The organism is Paraburkholderia nodosa, from assembly GCF_001718195.1.
Lineage (GTDB): Bacteria > Pseudomonadota > Gammaproteobacteria > Burkholderiales > Burkholderiaceae > Paraburkholderia > Paraburkholderia nodosa_A.
In genome coordinates, this window is the sequence record NZ_MCNV01000034.1 from 52,940 (window position 1) to 68,894 (window position 15,955).

General features: G+C 63.8%; 16 protein-coding genes, 1 tRNA gene and 1 rRNA gene. 10 read left to right on the top strand and 8 right to left on the bottom strand.

All coding sequences use genetic code 11. The annotated features are described in order from the left end of the window. Positions 1-227 precede the first annotated feature (227 nt). Positions 228-1,448 (top strand): CaiB/BaiF CoA transferase family protein, encoded by a 1,221-nt coding sequence (locus BFD71_RS34390; protein WP_069268687.1) that lies wholly within the window; start codon positions 228-230, stop codon positions 1,446-1,448. 24 nt (positions 1,449-1,472) lie between these two features. Here the strand turns inward: BFD71_RS34390 and BFD71_RS34395 are convergent, their stop codons facing one another. After that, on the bottom strand, positions 1,473-2,030 hold the full coding sequence (locus BFD71_RS34395) for an RBBP9/YdeN family alpha/beta hydrolase (protein ID WP_141710893.1): 558 nt from the start codon (positions 2,028-2,030) through the stop codon (positions 1,473-1,475). A gap of 156 nt (positions 2,031-2,186) precedes the next feature. Between BFD71_RS34395 and BFD71_RS34400 the strand changes: the two genes are divergently transcribed. After that, positions 2,187-3,905: a glutamine--tRNA ligase/YqeY domain fusion protein gene (locus BFD71_RS34400; protein WP_069268689.1), complete on the top strand. Its 1,719-nt coding sequence runs from the start codon at positions 2,187-2,189 to the stop codon at positions 3,903-3,905. 87 nt (positions 3,906-3,992) lie between these two features. Here the strand turns inward: BFD71_RS34400 and BFD71_RS34405 are convergent, their stop codons facing one another. Then, positions 3,993-4,442 (bottom strand): NUDIX domain-containing protein, encoded by a 450-nt coding sequence (locus tag BFD71_RS34405; RefSeq protein ID WP_069268690.1) that lies wholly within the window; start codon positions 4,440-4,442, stop codon positions 3,993-3,995. 7 nt (positions 4,443-4,449) lie between these two features. Continuing rightward, positions 4,450-4,848, bottom strand: coding sequence for an RT0821/Lpp0805 family surface protein (locus BFD71_RS34410; RefSeq protein ID WP_069268691.1), 399 nt, complete (start codon positions 4,846-4,848; stop codon positions 4,450-4,452). Between the two features lie 189 nt (positions 4,849-5,037). Between BFD71_RS34410 and BFD71_RS34415 the strand changes: the two genes are divergently transcribed. Beyond that, positions 5,038-5,280 carry a hypothetical protein gene (locus BFD71_RS34415; protein WP_069268692.1) on the top strand — a complete coding sequence of 81 codons (243 nt, stop codon included), beginning with the start codon at positions 5,038-5,040 and terminating at the stop codon, positions 5,278-5,280. Positions 5,281-5,299: 19 nt separating this feature from the next. Here the strand turns inward: BFD71_RS34415 and BFD71_RS34420 are convergent, their stop codons facing one another. Beyond that, positions 5,300-6,622 carry a cytochrome-c peroxidase gene (locus tag BFD71_RS34420; RefSeq protein ID WP_069268702.1) on the bottom strand — a complete coding sequence of 441 codons (1,323 nt, stop codon included), beginning with the start codon at positions 6,620-6,622 and terminating at the stop codon, positions 5,300-5,302. Positions 6,623-7,003: 381 nt separating this feature from the next. Here BFD71_RS34420 and BFD71_RS34425 point away from each other — a divergent pair, with 381 nt between their 5' ends. Next, positions 7,004-8,587 (top strand): acid phosphatase, encoded by a 1,584-nt coding sequence (locus tag BFD71_RS34425; RefSeq protein WP_176732997.1) that lies wholly within the window; start codon positions 7,004-7,006, stop codon positions 8,585-8,587. A gap of 32 nt (positions 8,588-8,619) precedes the next feature. Continuing rightward, entirely contained in the window at positions 8,620-9,291 is a 672-nt protein-coding gene (locus tag BFD71_RS34430; RefSeq protein ID WP_083245628.1) for a PH domain-containing protein, read from the top strand. An 82-nt stretch (positions 9,292-9,373) separates the two neighbouring features. On the opposite strand, the gene BFD71_RS34435 is transcribed toward BFD71_RS34430, so the two are convergent. Then, positions 9,374-9,450 (bottom strand) — tRNA-Arg (locus BFD71_RS34435). Between the two features lie 116 nt (positions 9,451-9,566). Beyond that, positions 9,567-10,397, bottom strand: a complete 831-nt coding sequence (locus tag BFD71_RS34440; RefSeq protein WP_069268693.1) for an undecaprenyl-diphosphate phosphatase — start codon at positions 10,395-10,397, stop codon at positions 9,567-9,569. 498 nt (positions 10,398-10,895) lie between these two features. On the opposite strand from BFD71_RS34440, the gene BFD71_RS34445 reads away from it, so the two are divergent. The 4 genes from BFD71_RS34445 (at position 10,896) to BFD71_RS34460 (ending at position 15,010) form a co-directional block, all read left to right on the top strand. Then, entirely contained in the window at positions 10,896-11,810 is a 915-nt protein-coding gene (locus BFD71_RS34445; protein WP_069268694.1) for an aldose epimerase family protein, read from the top strand. 168 nt (positions 11,811-11,978) lie between these two features. Further along, positions 11,979-12,695 carry a peptidoglycan DD-metalloendopeptidase family protein gene (locus BFD71_RS34450; RefSeq protein ID WP_069268695.1) on the top strand — a complete coding sequence of 239 codons (717 nt, stop codon included), beginning with the start codon at positions 11,979-11,981 and terminating at the stop codon, positions 12,693-12,695. Between the two features lie 657 nt (positions 12,696-13,352). Then, positions 13,353-13,661 (top strand): DUF2288 domain-containing protein, encoded by a 309-nt coding sequence (locus BFD71_RS42440; RefSeq protein WP_069268696.1) that lies wholly within the window; start codon positions 13,353-13,355, stop codon positions 13,659-13,661. Next, positions 13,658-15,010 carry an MATE family efflux transporter gene (locus BFD71_RS34460; protein WP_370684335.1) on the top strand — a complete coding sequence of 451 codons (1,353 nt, stop codon included), beginning with the start codon at positions 13,658-13,660 and terminating at the stop codon, positions 15,008-15,010. The genes BFD71_RS42440 and BFD71_RS34460 overlap by 4 nt, the downstream gene beginning before the upstream one ends. 25 nt (positions 15,011-15,035) lie before the next feature. On the opposite strand, the gene BFD71_RS41670 is transcribed toward BFD71_RS34460, so the two are convergent. Further along, positions 15,036-15,206, bottom strand: coding sequence for a hypothetical protein (locus BFD71_RS41670; RefSeq protein ID WP_176732998.1), 171 nt, complete (start codon positions 15,204-15,206; stop codon positions 15,036-15,038). Between the two features lie 130 nt (positions 15,207-15,336). Here BFD71_RS41670 and BFD71_RS41675 point away from each other — a divergent pair, with 130 nt between their 5' ends. Then, positions 15,337-15,510 (top strand): hypothetical protein, encoded by a 174-nt coding sequence (locus BFD71_RS41675; protein WP_165822956.1) that lies wholly within the window; start codon positions 15,337-15,339, stop codon positions 15,508-15,510. 191 nt (positions 15,511-15,701) lie between these two features. On the opposite strand, the gene rrf is transcribed toward BFD71_RS41675, so the two are convergent. Then, positions 15,702-15,815 (bottom strand): 5S ribosomal RNA (gene rrf, locus BFD71_RS34465). Positions 15,816-15,955 lie beyond the last annotated feature (140 nt).

The following is a 15,955-nucleotide window of genomic DNA, read 5'->3' on the forward strand; positions in this document are numbered from 1 at the left end:
ACGATTATACGGGATCGTCGCGCGCTCGCGGCGGCGCGTCCGGCGTGGTTTGCATGGGCGCGACAGGGCCCGAGGCAGCACGATGCGTCGATCGATTTTGTTCCGCAGTGCGGAACTTTGTACCGAATATTGGCGTATGCCGCGCCTTTTCGCTTACTATGGGCGGCATCGGCCAGCGCACCACGCGCGCTCGCGGCCCGCCTTAGAACGACATTGGAAGACACAGCATGGGCGCACTCAGCCATATCCGCGTACTCGATCTCACCCGCGTCCTCGCCGGACCGTGGTGTGCACAGACTCTCGCCGACTTCGGCGCCGACGTGATCAAGGTGGAGCGCCCCGGCGCCGGCGACGACACCCGCCACTGGGGCCCTCCGTACCTGAAGACGCCCGATGGCGCGGACACCGCCGAGGCCGCCTACTACCTCGCCGCGAACCGCAACAAGCGCTCGGTCACGGTGGATATCGCCACGCCCGAGGGGCAGCGCATCGTGCGCGAGCTGGCTGCGCAAAGCGATGTCGTGCTGGAGAACTACAAGGCGGGCCAGTTGAAGAAATACGGCCTCGACTACGCGTCGCTACGCGAGGTCAAGCCCGACCTTGTCTACTGCTCGGTCACCGGCTTCGGCCAGACCGGGCCCTACGCCTCGCGCGCGGGCTACGACTTCATCGTGCAGGGCATGGGCGGCTTCATGAGCATCACCGGCGAGCGTGACGCGCTGCCGGGCGGTGGCCCCCAAAAGGCCGGCGTCGCGATCGCCGACCTCATGACCGGCATGTATTCGACCATTGCCGTGCTCACGGCACTCGCGCACCGCGACCGCACGGGCGTGGGCCAGTACATCGACATGGCGCTGCTCGACGTGCAAGTGGCGATGCTCGCGAACATGAATTCGAACTACCTGGCGAGCGGCAATCCGCCCGCGCGCTGGGGCAACGCGCATCCCAACATCGTGCCCTATCAGGCCTTCCAGACGGCCGATAGCTGGATCATCCTCGCCGTCGGCAACGACGGGCAGTTCCGCAAGTTCGTCGAGGTGGCGGGCCAGCCCGCGCTGGCCGACGACGAGCGCTTCGCGACCAATCCGGCGCGCGTGCGCCATCGCGACACGCTCGTGCCGATCGTCGCCGACCTGATCCGCACGCGCACGAAAGCCGACTGGATCGGCGCGCTCGAAGCGGCAGGCGTGCCGTGCGGGCCGATCAACAACCTCGCGGAAGTGTTCGAGAACGAGCAGGTGATCGCGCGCGGGCTGCAGGTGGACGTGCCCCACCCTTCGGGCGGCACGGCGCGGCTGGTGGGCAACCCCATCCGCATGAGCGAAACGCCGCCGCGCGTGGCGAGCCATCCGCCCACGCTCGGCGAGCATACCGATGCGGTACTGCGCGAAGTGCTCGGCTACGGCGAGGAACACGTGGCGGCGCTGCGCGGCAAGGGCGTGGTGTAACCGCAAGGCCCCCGGGGCGGCCGCTCAGCCGCCCTCTTTCCCCATCGACATCAGCCACGCCAGCCCTTGCGGCCAGTCGTCGAGCCCGCTGTCCGCATTGATGTGCCCGCGCGCGCCGATCTCGATCCAGCGGCTGCCCCACGCCTGCGCGCAGCGCTGCGAAAACGCCACACCGCCATACGGATCGTCGCTGCTGGCGACGACGACGCTCGCAAACGGCAGCGCCGTGAGCGGAACCGGATCGAAGCCCCGCGCGTCGCGCGGAAATTCGGGACCGTGCGGATCGGGGAGCGCCACCAGCAGCGCGCCGGCCACCTTCGCGCGCGTCGCCGCGCTCGCGTGATGCGCGACCCAGTGCGCCACGCTCAGGCAGCCGAGGCTGTGAGCGGCGAAGCGCACGCCAGCCGGCGCACGCTGGACGGCGGCATCCAGCGCCGCGCACCATGCCTCGCAGTCCGGGTGCATCCAGTCGGGCATCTGCACCCGTGCAAAGCCCGCGTGCGCGGCTTCCCAGCGCGTCTGCCAGTGCCCCGGCCCCGAATCCATGTAGCCCGGCAGCACCAGCACAGCCGTTTCGCTCATCGTCACGTTTTCCCCTCGCTTGTTGTAGTCCGCGCGACGATCCGGCACCGGGACTGGCACGGCGGGTCGCGTCAGGTAGAATGGAAGACACCATCGGGTGCCCAGTTACGCGCTTTGATCCTTTTGACGGGCGCCCTCGAACGACTCCCTTTTCGCATGAATACCGAACGTAAAGACGCCGACCGCACGGACGCGCCTGCGGCATCCAATTTCATCCGCAACATCATCGACGACGACAACCGCTCGGGCAAGTGGGCGCAGCGCGTCGAAACGCGCTTCCCGCCGGAGCCGAATGGCTACCTTCACATCGGCCACGCCAAGAGCATCTGCCTGAACTTCGGCGTCGCGAAAAGCTACGGCGGCGTGTGCCACCTGCGCTTCGACGACACGAACCCGGAGAAGGAAGATGTCGAATACGTCAACTCGATCATCGACGCCGTCGAATGGCTCGGCTTCGAGTGGAAGAAAGAAGATCAGGAATACCTCTTCTACGCGAGCGACTACTACGACAAGCTTTACGAGTTCGCCGAACTGCTGATCCAGCGCGGCAAGGCGTACGTGGACAGCCAGTCGCCGGAAGAGATGCGCGCGAACCGCGGCTCCGCCACCGAAGCCGGCAAGAACTCGCCATTCCGCGATCGCTCCGTCGACGAAAACCTCGACCTCTTCCGCCGCATGAAGGCGGGCGAATTCGAGGAAGGCGCCCATGTGCTGCGCGCGAAGATCGACATGGCGTCGCCGAACTTCAATATGCGCGATCCGGTGATCTACCGCATCCGCTTCGCGCATCATTACCGCACCGGCGACAAGTGGTGCGTGTACCCGATGTACGACTACACGCACTGCATCTCGGACGCGCTGGAAAACATCACGCATTCGCTGTGCACGCTCGAGTTCGAAGACCATCGCCCGCTGTATGACTGGGTGCTCAATGAACTGGCCGACGCCGGCGTGTTCACGCGCCCGCTGCCGCAGCAAATCGAGTTTTCGCGCCTGAACCTCACCTACGCGATCACGAGCAAGCGCAAGCTGCTGCAACTGGTAACCGAAGGCCACGTGGAAGGCTGGGACGACCCGCGTATGCCGACCATCGTCGGCGTGCGCCGCCGCGGCTTCACGCCCGAAGCGATCCAGTTGTTCTGCGAGCGCATCGGCGTGACGAAGGTCGATTCGTGGATCGACATGAGCGTGTTCGAAGGCGCGCTGCGCGACGACCTCGACGACAAGGCGCCGCGCACCGCCGCCGTGCTCGACCCGCTCAAGCTCATCATCGACAACTATCCGGAAGGCCAGAGCGAAGACTGCACGGCCCCCGTGCATCCGCATCATCCGGAGCGAGGCCTGCGCACGTTCCCGATCTCGCGCGAGTTGTGGATCGAGCGCGAAGACTTCAACGAAACGCCGCCGAAGGGCTATTTCCGCCTGTTCCCGGGCAACAAGGTGCGTCTGCGCTATGGCTTCGTGATCGAATGCACGGGCGCGGACAAGGACGAGAACGGCAACGTGATCGCCGTGCACTGCAACTACTTCCCGGACAGCAAGTCGGGCACGGAAGGCGCGAACAACTACAAGGTCAAGGGCAACATTCACTGGGTCAGCGCAGCGCATGCATGCCCGGCGGAAGTGCGCCTCTACGATCGCCTGTTCCGCGAAGAGCAGCCCGACGCGGGCGGCCGCGACTTCCTCGAAGCGCTCAATCCGGATTCGAAGCGCGTGGTGCAAGCGTATCTGGAACCGGGCGCACGCGACGCCGCGCCGGAAGACCGCTATCAGTTCGAGCGCCATGGCTACTTCGTCGCCGACCGCTACGATTCGAAGCCGGGTGCGCCGGTATTCAACCGCATCGTCGGTTTGCGCGACAGCTGGGGCAAGTAAGGCTCGCGCCGCGCCTGGCCCGCAAACAGAAAGCCCGCTCGGATTCGTGCGGGCTTTTTTCATTTGGCGGCGGCTGGCGGGAGCGGCTCAAAGTCTGCGATGCAGATCCGCGAGCGAGAGCGACGTGCTAAAGAGCCGCGCGAGACTGCGGCTCGCGTAGCGATCCACTTCAACGGGTACGGTCCAGCGCCAGGCGTCCATTTCCGGAATCATCACGCCGTCCTCGCGTCGCGGAAAGAGCGATACGCAAACGCAACGCGAAAGATCGAGTTCATCGGCGCTCGCGCGCGCGGCAAAGAGATGCAGATCCTTGTCGCGCCGGTACAGGTAGCGCCCGAGATCGACGAGGCGCGACGCCGCGATTTCGATGCCGGTCTCCTCGACCATCTCGCGGCACGCGCTCTGCGATTCGGTCTCGCCGGGGTCGCCCTGCCCTTTCGGAATGTCCCAGTGATTCGTGCCGGTAGCGTGCGCAAGCAGCACGCGGCCTTCAGGATCGAGCAGCACAATGCCGCACGAAACGATCTTGCCGTTCACCGCGCGCTCAGTGCTGCTTCTGGAAAACCCAGGCGCCTTCGCCCGTGCGGCAGAAGTGCGGACGCAGTGTCATCGACTGGCCCTTCGCGTTGATGACGACTTCCGTATCGCGGCACGTCTTGGCGCCTTCCTTTTGCGTATTCGACGGCGTGATGGTCGATGTGATGCGTGTGCCGTTGCGCGAGCCTTCGTTCGACCATGACGCGCTCTCGCCATCGGCCTTGTGCTCGACGGCATCGCGCACGGCGTTCTGGAGCGAGTTGTAGTCCGCCTGGGTCATGAACGACATGGGTGTGTTGTTCAGGAAGCCCAGGTTGGCGGCATGCGCGCTACCCGTGCCAACGGCGACAATGAGCGCCGCGCCCAGGGCGCTCAGCGAGTGAAGGGTTCGGGGCATTCTGGACATTATGTGTTCTCCTCGGCGGACTGAAAGCATCGACGAAAAGCATAACACGCGCCCTTTTTTTGGCTCGTTCAGCAAGGCCGAACGGGCGCGGGCGGGCGAGTCCTTTTCGGATTGATCCGATGGTGAGGGAGAGGGCCGATCAATACGATAGCTTCCTCGCCCACTTACAGCCCATGCGGTTTATCTGACATGACCTACGCCATCGCATTGAGGGTCTTTGCGGTCCTGCTGGCCCTCATCTGCGTCGGCTTGATGTCTTTCGTCGCGCACTACACGCACACGCCGAAACATCAGGCGCGCGGCCCGAACTTCACGCTCCATCCCGAGCACGCGCCGCGCTGGCCGGACGCCACGGTGCGCATCGGCACGGTCGGCTTGCTCGCGTCCTTCCTCGTGCTCACCGGCGCCTGCCTGTTGATCGCAGGCATCTGACGCTGCGCCCAGTCCACGCTCAGTGCGCGCCCGGCTGCCAGCCGTCGGTGAGCGTGTCGAGAAACGCAATCACATCCTTGATTTCGGCGTCGCTGAACACCGGCTCGTCGCCCGGCTTGCGATCGAACGGCGGATCCGTGTTGAGATTCACCCAATACTGTCGCGGCAAGTCGTCGAACTTCTGCACCCGGCCCTTCACCACCGGATAGAACGCTTCCGGATTCGTGTCGCGCCGTGCGTAGAAACGCAGCACGTCTTCCAGCGAATGGTAGATGCCGTTGTGGAAGAACGACTTCTTGAGCGCTATGTTGCGCAGCGTCGGCGTGCGGAAGAGCCCGCAAAATTCCGCGCGATGGTCGAGGTCCGTGCGCTCCGGACCGCATGCGCCGAGATCGAAAAACTTGCGGTCGCGATTCACGGCAAGTGTGCGGTTGCGCGGCACGCCCACGGCGATCAGACCGAAGTCGCTGAACTGTGGCGGCGAGCCGTCCTTTGCACGCTGGCTGATATGGCAGCTCGCGCAATTGCCTTTCTTCTCGTCGTTGAAAAGCTGCAGCCCGCGCAGTTCGGCGGCGCTGAGCGTGGCCTTGCCGGCCAGGTACGCGTCGTACTTGCTCGTGTACGGATAGAACACCTCGGGTGACTGCTCGAATGTCTCCAGTGACTTCAGTACGGCCTTGAAAGTCGCGTCGTCGTCGGCGAGGACGCGCGCGCCGAAGGCCGCCCTGAACGCCCCTGCGTAGGGTGCCGCGCGCACGGCTTCGGCGACCTTCTTCGGCGAACTCGCCATCTCGAACGTCGAGAGCAACGGGATGCGCGCCTGGTCCGAGCCCCGATCGACGCGGCCGTCCCACGTGAGGCCGCCAGTCGGACCGGCATCGACGCTTTCATCGCCTTCGTCATCGGAGTCGTGATAGTGCTCGGCGAACGCCGGCACCGCCTGCAGATACTTGAGCGTCGGCACGGCGCGCATGCCCTGGCGTCGCATGTCGGGGCCGCCGATCTGCACGTCGAGCGAGTTGGGCGGCGTGAACGCGTGGTCCGGGCTGTGGCACGACGCGCATGCCATCTTGCCCGAACCCGAGAGCGACGGATCGAGGAACATCTGCTTGCCGAGCGCCGTCATGCGGCGCACCTGCGCATAGACCTCGGCACGCGTCTGCCCGCCTTGTGCAGGCGTCGCGATCTTCATGAGCTTCACGCCCTGTACGGCGCGTGCGTTCGCATTGGCGTCGTTCGCACGCGAGGCGCTGCCGGATGCACCTGTCGTCGTATCGGCGTCTGCGGAAGCGGGCGTGCTGCCGTCGCATGCCGTCAGCAGCAATGACAGCCCCGCCGCCATCACGAGGAGGAGGCCCGCGTTGCGGCATGCGCCGCCGAGCGCTCGAGCCCGCGTCTCACCTTCCGTTCGCGCCGAATGACGCGCCAATCTACGCAACATGCCTGATCCCCGAAGCTTGAGCGCGGCGCGCGTGGCGGCGCGCCGCTGCAGTGCGAATACCGATGCGCTCAGCCGCACATCGAAGTCGCGAAAGCGTATGTCGGCGATGTGACGCTCCAATGACATGACGTAAGTAAGATGTCATGCAAACAAAGGCCGCGAAAAAGCTAAATGTAATTTTTTACATATCGCTGTCAAATTCCGTTGCGACACTGCGCCTCGCCCGAAGGCCGGTGTCATTCGCGCCGGCCTCCATGCGGGCCCCCAACGCGAGAGAGAAAAATGATCAACAGAAAATGGTTCTATGCCACGCCGATCGCGATAGCGGCGTCGGTATTGGCCGTCGCGGCTTGCGGCGGCAACGACAGCAGCAAGCCCGGCCTTTCGTCGGTGAAGAATATCGTCGTGATCTACGCGGAAAACCGCAGCTTCGACAACCTGTACAGCAGCTTCCCGAACGCCAACGGCCTGCAGAACGTGAGCGCGCAAAGCGCGCAGCAGCTCGATCGCGACGGCTCCGTGCTGGCCACGCTGCCGACCGTCTGGAACGGTCTCACGCAAACGGGCGTCACGCCCGTCGTGACCGCGGCGATGACGGAGAACATGCCGAATGCGCCGTTCGCCATCGACGACGCGAAGGGCTACAACGTGCCGCTCTCAGTCACGACGCGCGACCTGTATCACCGCTTTTACGAGAACCAGATGCAGATCCACGGCGGCAAGAACGACATGTTCGCGGCCTACGGCGACTCCGGCGGTCTCGTGATAGGGCATTACACGACGAGCGCCGAAAAGCTCCCGCTCTGGAAGATCGCCCAGCAATACACGCTCGCCGACAACTTCTTCATGGGCGCGTTCGGCGGCTCGTTCCTGAACCACCAGTGGCTGATCTGCGCGTGCACGCCGTACTACGCGAACGCGGACACGAACCCGGCCAAGCCGACGATCTCGACCGTGGACGCCGACGGCGTCTCGCTCACGCTCGCATCGAACTCGCCGAAGTCCGCGCTCGATGGCGCGCCGAAATTCGTGAAGTCGGGCAATCTGACGCCGGACTTCTATGCGGTCAACACAATGCAGCCGCCGTATCAGCCGAGCGGCAACGCAGCGGCTTCGGGCGGTGACACGAACCTGGCCGACCCGTCGAACGCCTCCACACTGCCCGCGCAAACGGCGCAGAACATCGGCGATCTGCTTTCGAACGCGGGCGTGACGTGGGCGTGGTACGGCGGCGCGTGGGGCGCGGCCGTGAGCGCGGCGCAGAACAGCACGTCGGGCGTGATCTACGGCGCGAACATGACGGCGCCGAACTTCCAGCCGCACCACCAGCCGTTCAACTACTTCGCGAACTACGCGCCGGGCACCGACGCACGTGCGAAGCACCTGCTCGACGGCGGCATGGACGGCACCGAGTTCATCAAGGCGATCGATGCAGGCGCGCTGCCTGCCGTGGCGTTCTACAAGCCGCAGGGCAACCTGAACGAGCACGCGGGCTACACGGACGTGGCGAGCGGCGACCAGCACATCGCGGACGTCATCGCGCATCTGCAGAAGAGCCCGCAGTGGAACAACATGGTCGTGGTCGTCACCTACGACGAAAACGGCGGCTTCTGGGATCACGTTGCGCCGCCCAAGGGCGACCGCTGGGGCCCGGGCTCGCGCATTCCGGCGCTCGTCATTTCGCCGTACGCGAAAAAGGGCTACGTCGACCACACGCAGTACGACACGACCTCGATCCTGCGCCTCATCACGCGCCGCTTCTCGCTGCCCACATTGCCGGGACTTGCCAACCGCGACGCCGCGCTCAAGAGCAACGGCGCCCAGCCGATGGGCGATCTGACCAACGCGCTCGACGTCAAGCTCTAAGCGCGACAAGCCATCGGACCATCGATTGCCGGATGTTGCTCATCCGGTTTGAAGGGCAGCCCTCGGGCTGCCCTTTTTTATTGCGCCGCGAATTCGTCGCCCCTGCCCGCTCCGCGCGTCCGCCGGGCGTCGAGCCGCGACGTTTGACCACGGATCCTACGCCGCAGGATGCACTACCTTACAAATTAATTACTGAACAAATCTTGACGGAGGTCATTGTGAAATACGTCGAATCGACTCTCTTACCAGGCGAAAGGATCGTCTGCGAGGGACACCCCTGCTTCTGGGCGATGGGGCCGCGTATCACATTCAGCCTCCTGCTCATGGTTTGGGGCGTGCTCGTCGGCACCATGGGGACGTCGCCGCTCGCAGCGGTGAGTTTTTTTGCCGCAGGGTTGGGACTGTTCGGTGCATCGCTACTCGCCTGGTGGACGACAGAATTCGCCGTGACCAACAAGCGCGTGGTGGCCAGGTTCGGTGCGGTCCGTCGTCACACGGTGGAGTTGACGCTAGCGAAGATAGAGAGCGTAAGGATCGAGCAAAGCCTGATCGGCCGGATATTCGACTATGGCTCGCTCGTCGTGGGCGGCGGTGGCTTGATCGCTACGCCGATTCCCGGCATTTCGAATCCGAACGAGTTCCGCCGTATGGTGTTTCTCGCGCAGGCGGCCGAGGAGCCGGTGCCGTTGCGGCTCGTGGCGTGAGGGTTTGAATCGGCCTGGATTCGTGGTGTGTGATAAAGCAAAAAGCCCGGCGGGGAAGGCCGGGCTTTTTATTTATTTGATCTGGCGCGACAGGAGGGGCTCGAACCCCCGACCCTCGGCTTAGAAGGCCGATGCTCTATCCAGCTGAGCTACTGTCGCGTGAACGTGCGCAAGGCCGCAAGCGGGCCTCGCGAAGACGGGGCTGGATTATACCGCGATCGTCTCACGCGGTCGCGCCTCGCTCATCGCGCTTGCCAAGGGCCTTCGCGCCCAAATCAAACCGGCTGCTGATGCAACGCGAACCAGCCAAGGAAAATCGCGCCCGCGATCAGGCAGTACGCACCGAACGATGCGAGGCGCCCGCGTCCCTCGAAATAGCTCATCAGGAACTTCACGCTCAGCCAGGCCGCAATACCCGTGAGCACGCCGCCAACGACCGCAGTCATCAGCTGATCTCGCGCGTGAAACAGCTTAGGCAGTTCGAGCACGCCAGCCGCGAAGATGATCGGCGTGCCGAGCAGGAACGAGAACTCCGCAGCCTTTTCTGCCGTGAGGCCCGCTGCATTGCCGGCGATCATCGTGAGGCCGCTGCGCGAAAAGCCGGGAATGAGCGCGCCGATCTGCGCGAGGCCGACGAGAAAGGCCTGGCGGAACGTGAGTTTCTCGGGCGGACGATGCGCACGGGCACGCTGGAGGCGATCGCCGAACCAGAGCAGCACGCCATTGACCATCAACGCAGCCGCGACGATGCGCAGATCGTGAAAGATGGCTTCGATGCGCTTTTCGAGCACGAGGCCGACGATACCCGTCGGAATCGTACCGATGATGAGCGCCCACATCATGTGCCCGTCGTCGTTCTTGCGACCGCCCAGGGAGGCAAAGAAGCCCCTGATCAACGCGACCCAGCGCTCGCGGAAATACCAGAGCAGCGCAACTGCGGTCCCCAGGTGCAATGCGACGAGGAACGGCAGCAATTGCGGCGCGTGCTTGTCGATGTGCATGCCGAACAGTGCCGGCACGAGCAGTGTATGGCCGAGGCTGCTCACGGGGAACAGTTCGGTGACGCCTTGCAACACGCTCAGGAAGAATAGAAACCAGAGACTCACGCGCGGATCCTCGTAATGGTGGTGTAAGGGGCCGGACCGTTGCGGAGCCGGTGCGGCAAAGCGCACCGATTATGCCTGGGCCGTATTGCAGCGCCAAGCCTGGAGATGGATTTGTCAGAAAAGTTACTGCGTCGCAACAAAGTTGGCTGCGAATGCAGGGATCCTGGCGCGAAACTGCATGTCGCGCTCTCGGGAATCCGGTCGAGGGGGACGGAACGCGGCGCGATCAGCGCGCCATCTTGTAGAAGAAATAGGCGCTGCTACCGACAAAGAGGCTGAACAGAGCCATGCTCATTGCCATTGCGAGGTCCATGGGGAGGTCTCCTGCGAAAATGCTCTGTGCGCTAACGCACGGTCATGCGGATTATGCTGACTCTTGTCCGCCAACGACACCCACGCTTTCCCGACAAGGGTTTTCACGCATGAGAAAGCGGCGCAAAATCCGCCTCTGTCCGGCGCATCCGCGCCACCCTTCTTCCACCCACGCCAGGCCCGCCCATGAACGCACATCCAGAGCAGGACATCCTCACCCTCAGCCGCGGTGCCTCGACGCTGCGCTTCGCGCCGTGGGCCGGCGGCCGTTTGCTCTCGTGGCACGTCGGCGGCCAGCCGGTCATCGTATGGCCGGAAAATGCGAACTGGGCGGAGCCGGCACGTGTGCGCGGCGGCAATCCGCTGCTCTTCCCCTTCCTTGGCCGCCATCGTGTCGACGGCCAGATCGGGCGTTGGCGCGACGCTCAAGGCGTCGTCCGCGATCTGCCGATGCACGGCTTCGCGCGCGACCTGCCGTTCGCGGCGCAAGTCGACGACGACGGGCACGGCCTGCAGATGACGCTCGTCGACTCCGACGCCACCCGTACCGGCTACCCGTTCGCCTTTCGCTTCGAAGCGGTCTACCGGCTGGCCGACGCGCATACGCTCGACGTGACGCTCGCCGCGACTAATACCGGCCCGAATCCGCTCCCCTGGTACACGGGCCATCACTTCTACTTCGCCTTGCCCCACGCCCAGCGCGCGCAGACGACGCTCGACCTGCCGGCTAGCCAGCGCCGCCATCAGCTCGCGGACGGTTCGATCAGTGCGCCCGAACCCGGCAAAGCGCAATACAGGCTCGACGACGCAAGCATCATCGACCGCTTCCATGTGCTCGAGCCAACGCCGCCCGCCTCGCCGGTGCACCTCGTGGCGCCAGGACTCGGCCGCGCGGTGACGATCGACCTGAACCGGCCCGGCTCGCTTCCCTGGTACGCCGTCACGACGTGGACGGAAGCCGCGGACTCCGACTTCTACTGCGTCGAACCCTGGCTGGGTCTGCCCGACGCGATCCATAACGGCCTCGGCCTGCGCTGGCTCGCACCGGGTCAAACGGAGACGGCGACGCTGCGTATCGGCGTCGAGGCGCTCGGCGGCTAATCGCGCGCACCGGCGGCGCCGTGCTGGGCCGGCGCCGGTATGGATGCTGCCGACTTCGTCAGTCATTCGTCAGGCAAAACCCCAGTTGCGCTGGCAAACCCGCTAAAATCAGGCGTTTTGCCCGCGCGGCGGACCGTGGTCCGTCGAGGCAAGGTCATGCGAGGTTCAATGTTGGCACCAGGAATCAGACGGATTGCATGTGCAGCGCTCGTTGCGCTGCTCGCGGCGTGCGGATCGGCTCCGGTCGGCCCCGGCTTTTATCGCGTCGAACGCGGCGACACCGTGTACAAGATCGCGCGCAGCACTCGCCAGTCCGTGCAGAACATCGTGCGCTGGAACAATCTGTCGAACCCCGACGCCATCGAAGTCGGCCAGGTCCTGCGCGTCGAACCGCCCGCCGGCACAGCGAGCACCCGCACCGCGCCGCCGCGTAGCGCAGCAACTGCCCCGCGCGAGAGCGCCGAAACAACCGATACCGCATCCGCGCCTTCATCCGCACCTTCGGCGGCGGCTGCGCCGTCGATTTCGCTCGTCTGGCCGACCAGCGGCCAGGTCATCCGCAACTTTGACGGCCGTAACTCGAAAGGCATCGACATCGCCAATGCGGCCGGCACGCCCGTCGTCGCCGCGGCGCCCGGCACCGTGGTCTATGCCGGTAATGGTCTGCGTGGCTACGGTAACTTGCTGATCATCAAGCACAACGGCGATTACCTGACGGCCTATGCGCACAATCAGGCATTGTTCGTGAAGGAAGGTCAGAGCGTCGCGCAAGGGCAGAAGATCGCGGAAATGGGCAGCACCGACAACGATCGCGTGATGCTGCATTTCGAACTGCGGTACCAGGGGCGCTCGATCGATCCGACTCGAGAACTTCCCGCACGTTGAGACAGGCCGCTACGGCCAGCCAAATCAATGGACGAAAAAAAGCCCGGCATGGCGCCGGGCTAACGGGGGTTTGGCGCATATCGGCAAAGGACCGGTTTACCATGCGCCGAATCGCAATCTATCAACGGGCTTCCGGCGGCGCAATCACTTAATTAGCGCGAAAATGTGCTACGGCGCACGGATTATGTGTCGCATCACTTTTCAGCACCGAATGAGGATGCCGAATCATCTGCGGCTGCTCATAAGATTGCATGTTTCAATGACACGCAACGACAAGTCACCAACCAGCGCAAAGTCTTGCTGGGCGGGCCGTTCAGGCTGAACAACAGGGTCCTGTCGAGGGATTTTGCGAGCCTCGATCGTCGGTTTAAAGCTCGGCGCTTTTCGCATTTTCGAAGCCGCCGGCTTTAGTGTGCAAACGCACGCAACAATGCATTTATTCGATGTGACGTACAGATTTGAAACACAAATGCGCCGCACGCTTAGATCAGATGTTTGCTGATTTAATGTGGCTTATTGTCTACGTTTTGGCGCCACGAGCCTGGATATCAACTTATTAATGTGACTAATGCCGCGGATCCGGCGTTCGCTAACCGACCACCGGTCTGCTGGCAGACTATCGTTTATAGTATCTGCCGCAACGAATTTCCAATCATCATGACTATCGAAGACGCCAACCCCAGTTCGACGTACGCCAAGCTGCTCGGCGAAACCGCCAAGATCGACTGGCAGGATCTCGAACGTTTCTTCGCGCAAGGCAAGTTGCTGAGTGTGGCGCGTGACCTCGACCTCGTCAGCGTGGCGGAGGCGATCGCCAACGACGACAGGGCGGTCGTCATGCAATGGCTGTCGTCGGGCCTCGTCGCACGTATGCCGGCAGAAACCGCAGCCGATTACTCGGCGCGCAAGCCGGAGTTGTGGGCGGTCGTCGTCTCGCCGTGGGTGTGCGTGCAGGAACGCGCTTGAGCGGCGCTGAGGCCCTGCCTGACCAGCGAGGCTGGCATCGACGCGTGCTGACGCTCGCGTTCCCCATCGTCCTCGCCAATCTCACCCAGCCGATCCTCGGCGCCGTCGACACGGCAGTAGCAGGCCACCTCGGCAGCGCGGCCGATCTTGGCGGCGTCGCGCTAGGCGGCCTGTTCTTCAACTTCGTGTTTTGGGGTTTCGGCTTCCTGCGCATGGGGACGACGGGGCTCGTCGCGCAAGCCTACGGCGCGCGCGACCTCCCCACATTGCGCGCGAATGTCGTGCGCGCCCTGCTACTGGCATTCGCTATTGGCGCCGCGATCCTGCTGATTCAATCGCCTTTGATCCGGTACACGCTTGCGGCCATCGGCGGCAGCGCAGACGTGCAACACAACGCTGGGGTCTATTGTCTTGCGCGTATCGGCTCTGCGCCTTTCGCTTTGGCGAATTACGTCGTGCTCGGATATCTGCTCGGCACTCAGCGCGTGCGCATTGCGCTGCTTTCGCAGATCTTTATCAATCTGACGAACGTCGTTGCGGTGCTCGCCTATGTGTACGGGCTTCAGTGGGGCATCGCCGGGATCGGTGCGGCGACGGCTACGGCCGATACGCTCGGTTTTGTGTTCGGCGCCGGCGTACTGTGGAGGCTTCGTCCTCGCGGGCTCGCGCCGCTCGCGTTACAAACTGTGCTCGAGCCGGCAGCGCTCAAACGCCTCGTCGCGATCAATCGCGATATCTTTTTGCGTACGCTTTGCCTGCTGGGCTCGTTTGGGTGGTTCGCGCATCTGGGCGCGAAGCAAGGCGACGCGATCCTTGCCGCGAACGCCCTGCTCCTCAACTTCCAGACCTTCATGGCCTACGGTCTCGACGGGTTCGCCCATGCGGCCGAGGCGCTGGTAGGAGCCGCGATCGGCGCGGGTAATCGCAATGCGTTCCGCCACGCCGTGAAGGTCAACCTGTTCTGGGCAGCGCTGGGTGCCTTCGGTTTTTCGTTGGTTTATTGGGCCTGCGGCCCCTGGATCATCGAGAAGCTTACCAACCAGCCGGCCGTGCGTGCCGCTGCCCAGGCATTCCTCCCATGGGCCGCGCTTTCGCCGCTCATCTCCGTCTGGGGCTTTTTGCTGGACGGCGTATTCATCGGCGCGACGCGCACACGCGAACTCATGCAAGCCATGGCGGTGTCGCTGGCTGTGTTTTTGTGCGCGTCATGGGCGCTGGTCGGGCCGCTCGGCAATCATGGGTTGTGGATCGCTCTGCTCGTCTTCATGGCCGCGCGCGGGCTGACGCTCTCGCCGTTGCTACCGCGCATCAGCGGCGCGATCGTACCTGTGGCTGTGCAGTTGCACTGACGGCGCTCGCGCCAGGCGTCGGCTCTTACTGTGCAGGCGGCGGGTTGTCGATCATCATCGGCGGTCGGTCGTCGGTCGGCACACCGTGGTAGTCGGGCGGATCCTGCGGCGGGGTGCCGTGGCGGTGAGTCGGTGCGTTGTCGGCACACGCCGAGAGCAAAGCGGCCATTGCAAGGGCCAGATAAACACGGTACATCGCCTCAAATCCTTTCTGAATGGTGATCCAGCGGCGCCCCGGCCAGTAGCGAAGCGGCTGAATTCGCTATTTTTTCCGTTGCGACACTGTTCTAAGATACGGACATGGCTGCAATCGACAGGAGGCTGCCATGGATGCCGAAACTATTGCGGGTCTGATCGGTCTTGCTGTAGGTCTGCTGGTTCTGCTCGGGCTATCGATTTTCGAATCGCGCGCCTACCGGAAAGAGCACGACGGCGAAGGCATGATGCATCACTGGCTGGCCGAGCATCACGTGCTCGACCGGGTTCGCCGCAGGCACTGAACCCAGCGCCGGCACTGCGTCGGCGCGCCCCTTGCCTCATTCTCACCGCGGCCAGTCGAACTGGCCGTGAGGTGGCTTTGCTGCGTCGTTCAGTGAACGAGCAGATAGCCTTCTATTTTCCCCGCGCCCAAACGCCAGAACCCCGGTTCTCTTTCGGAGACACCGGGGTTCTGGACGTTACAGCATAAGGAGCCTGACGATTACCTACTTTCACACGGGCAATCCGCACTATCATCGGCGTGGAGCTGTTTCACGGTCCTGTTCGGGATGGGAAGGGGTGGGACCAGCTCGCTATGGTCATCAGGCATGACGGGTTGCTGCGTCGCGCTTTGTGTTCGCGCCACAGCCAATCGGGAAGAAGCGTAAAGAGGGTGCTGCTGAATTGGGGTTGTGTTGTTTCAGGCACAACACACATAGTGTGGGTTCTGCGTAAATGCTGAAGCAT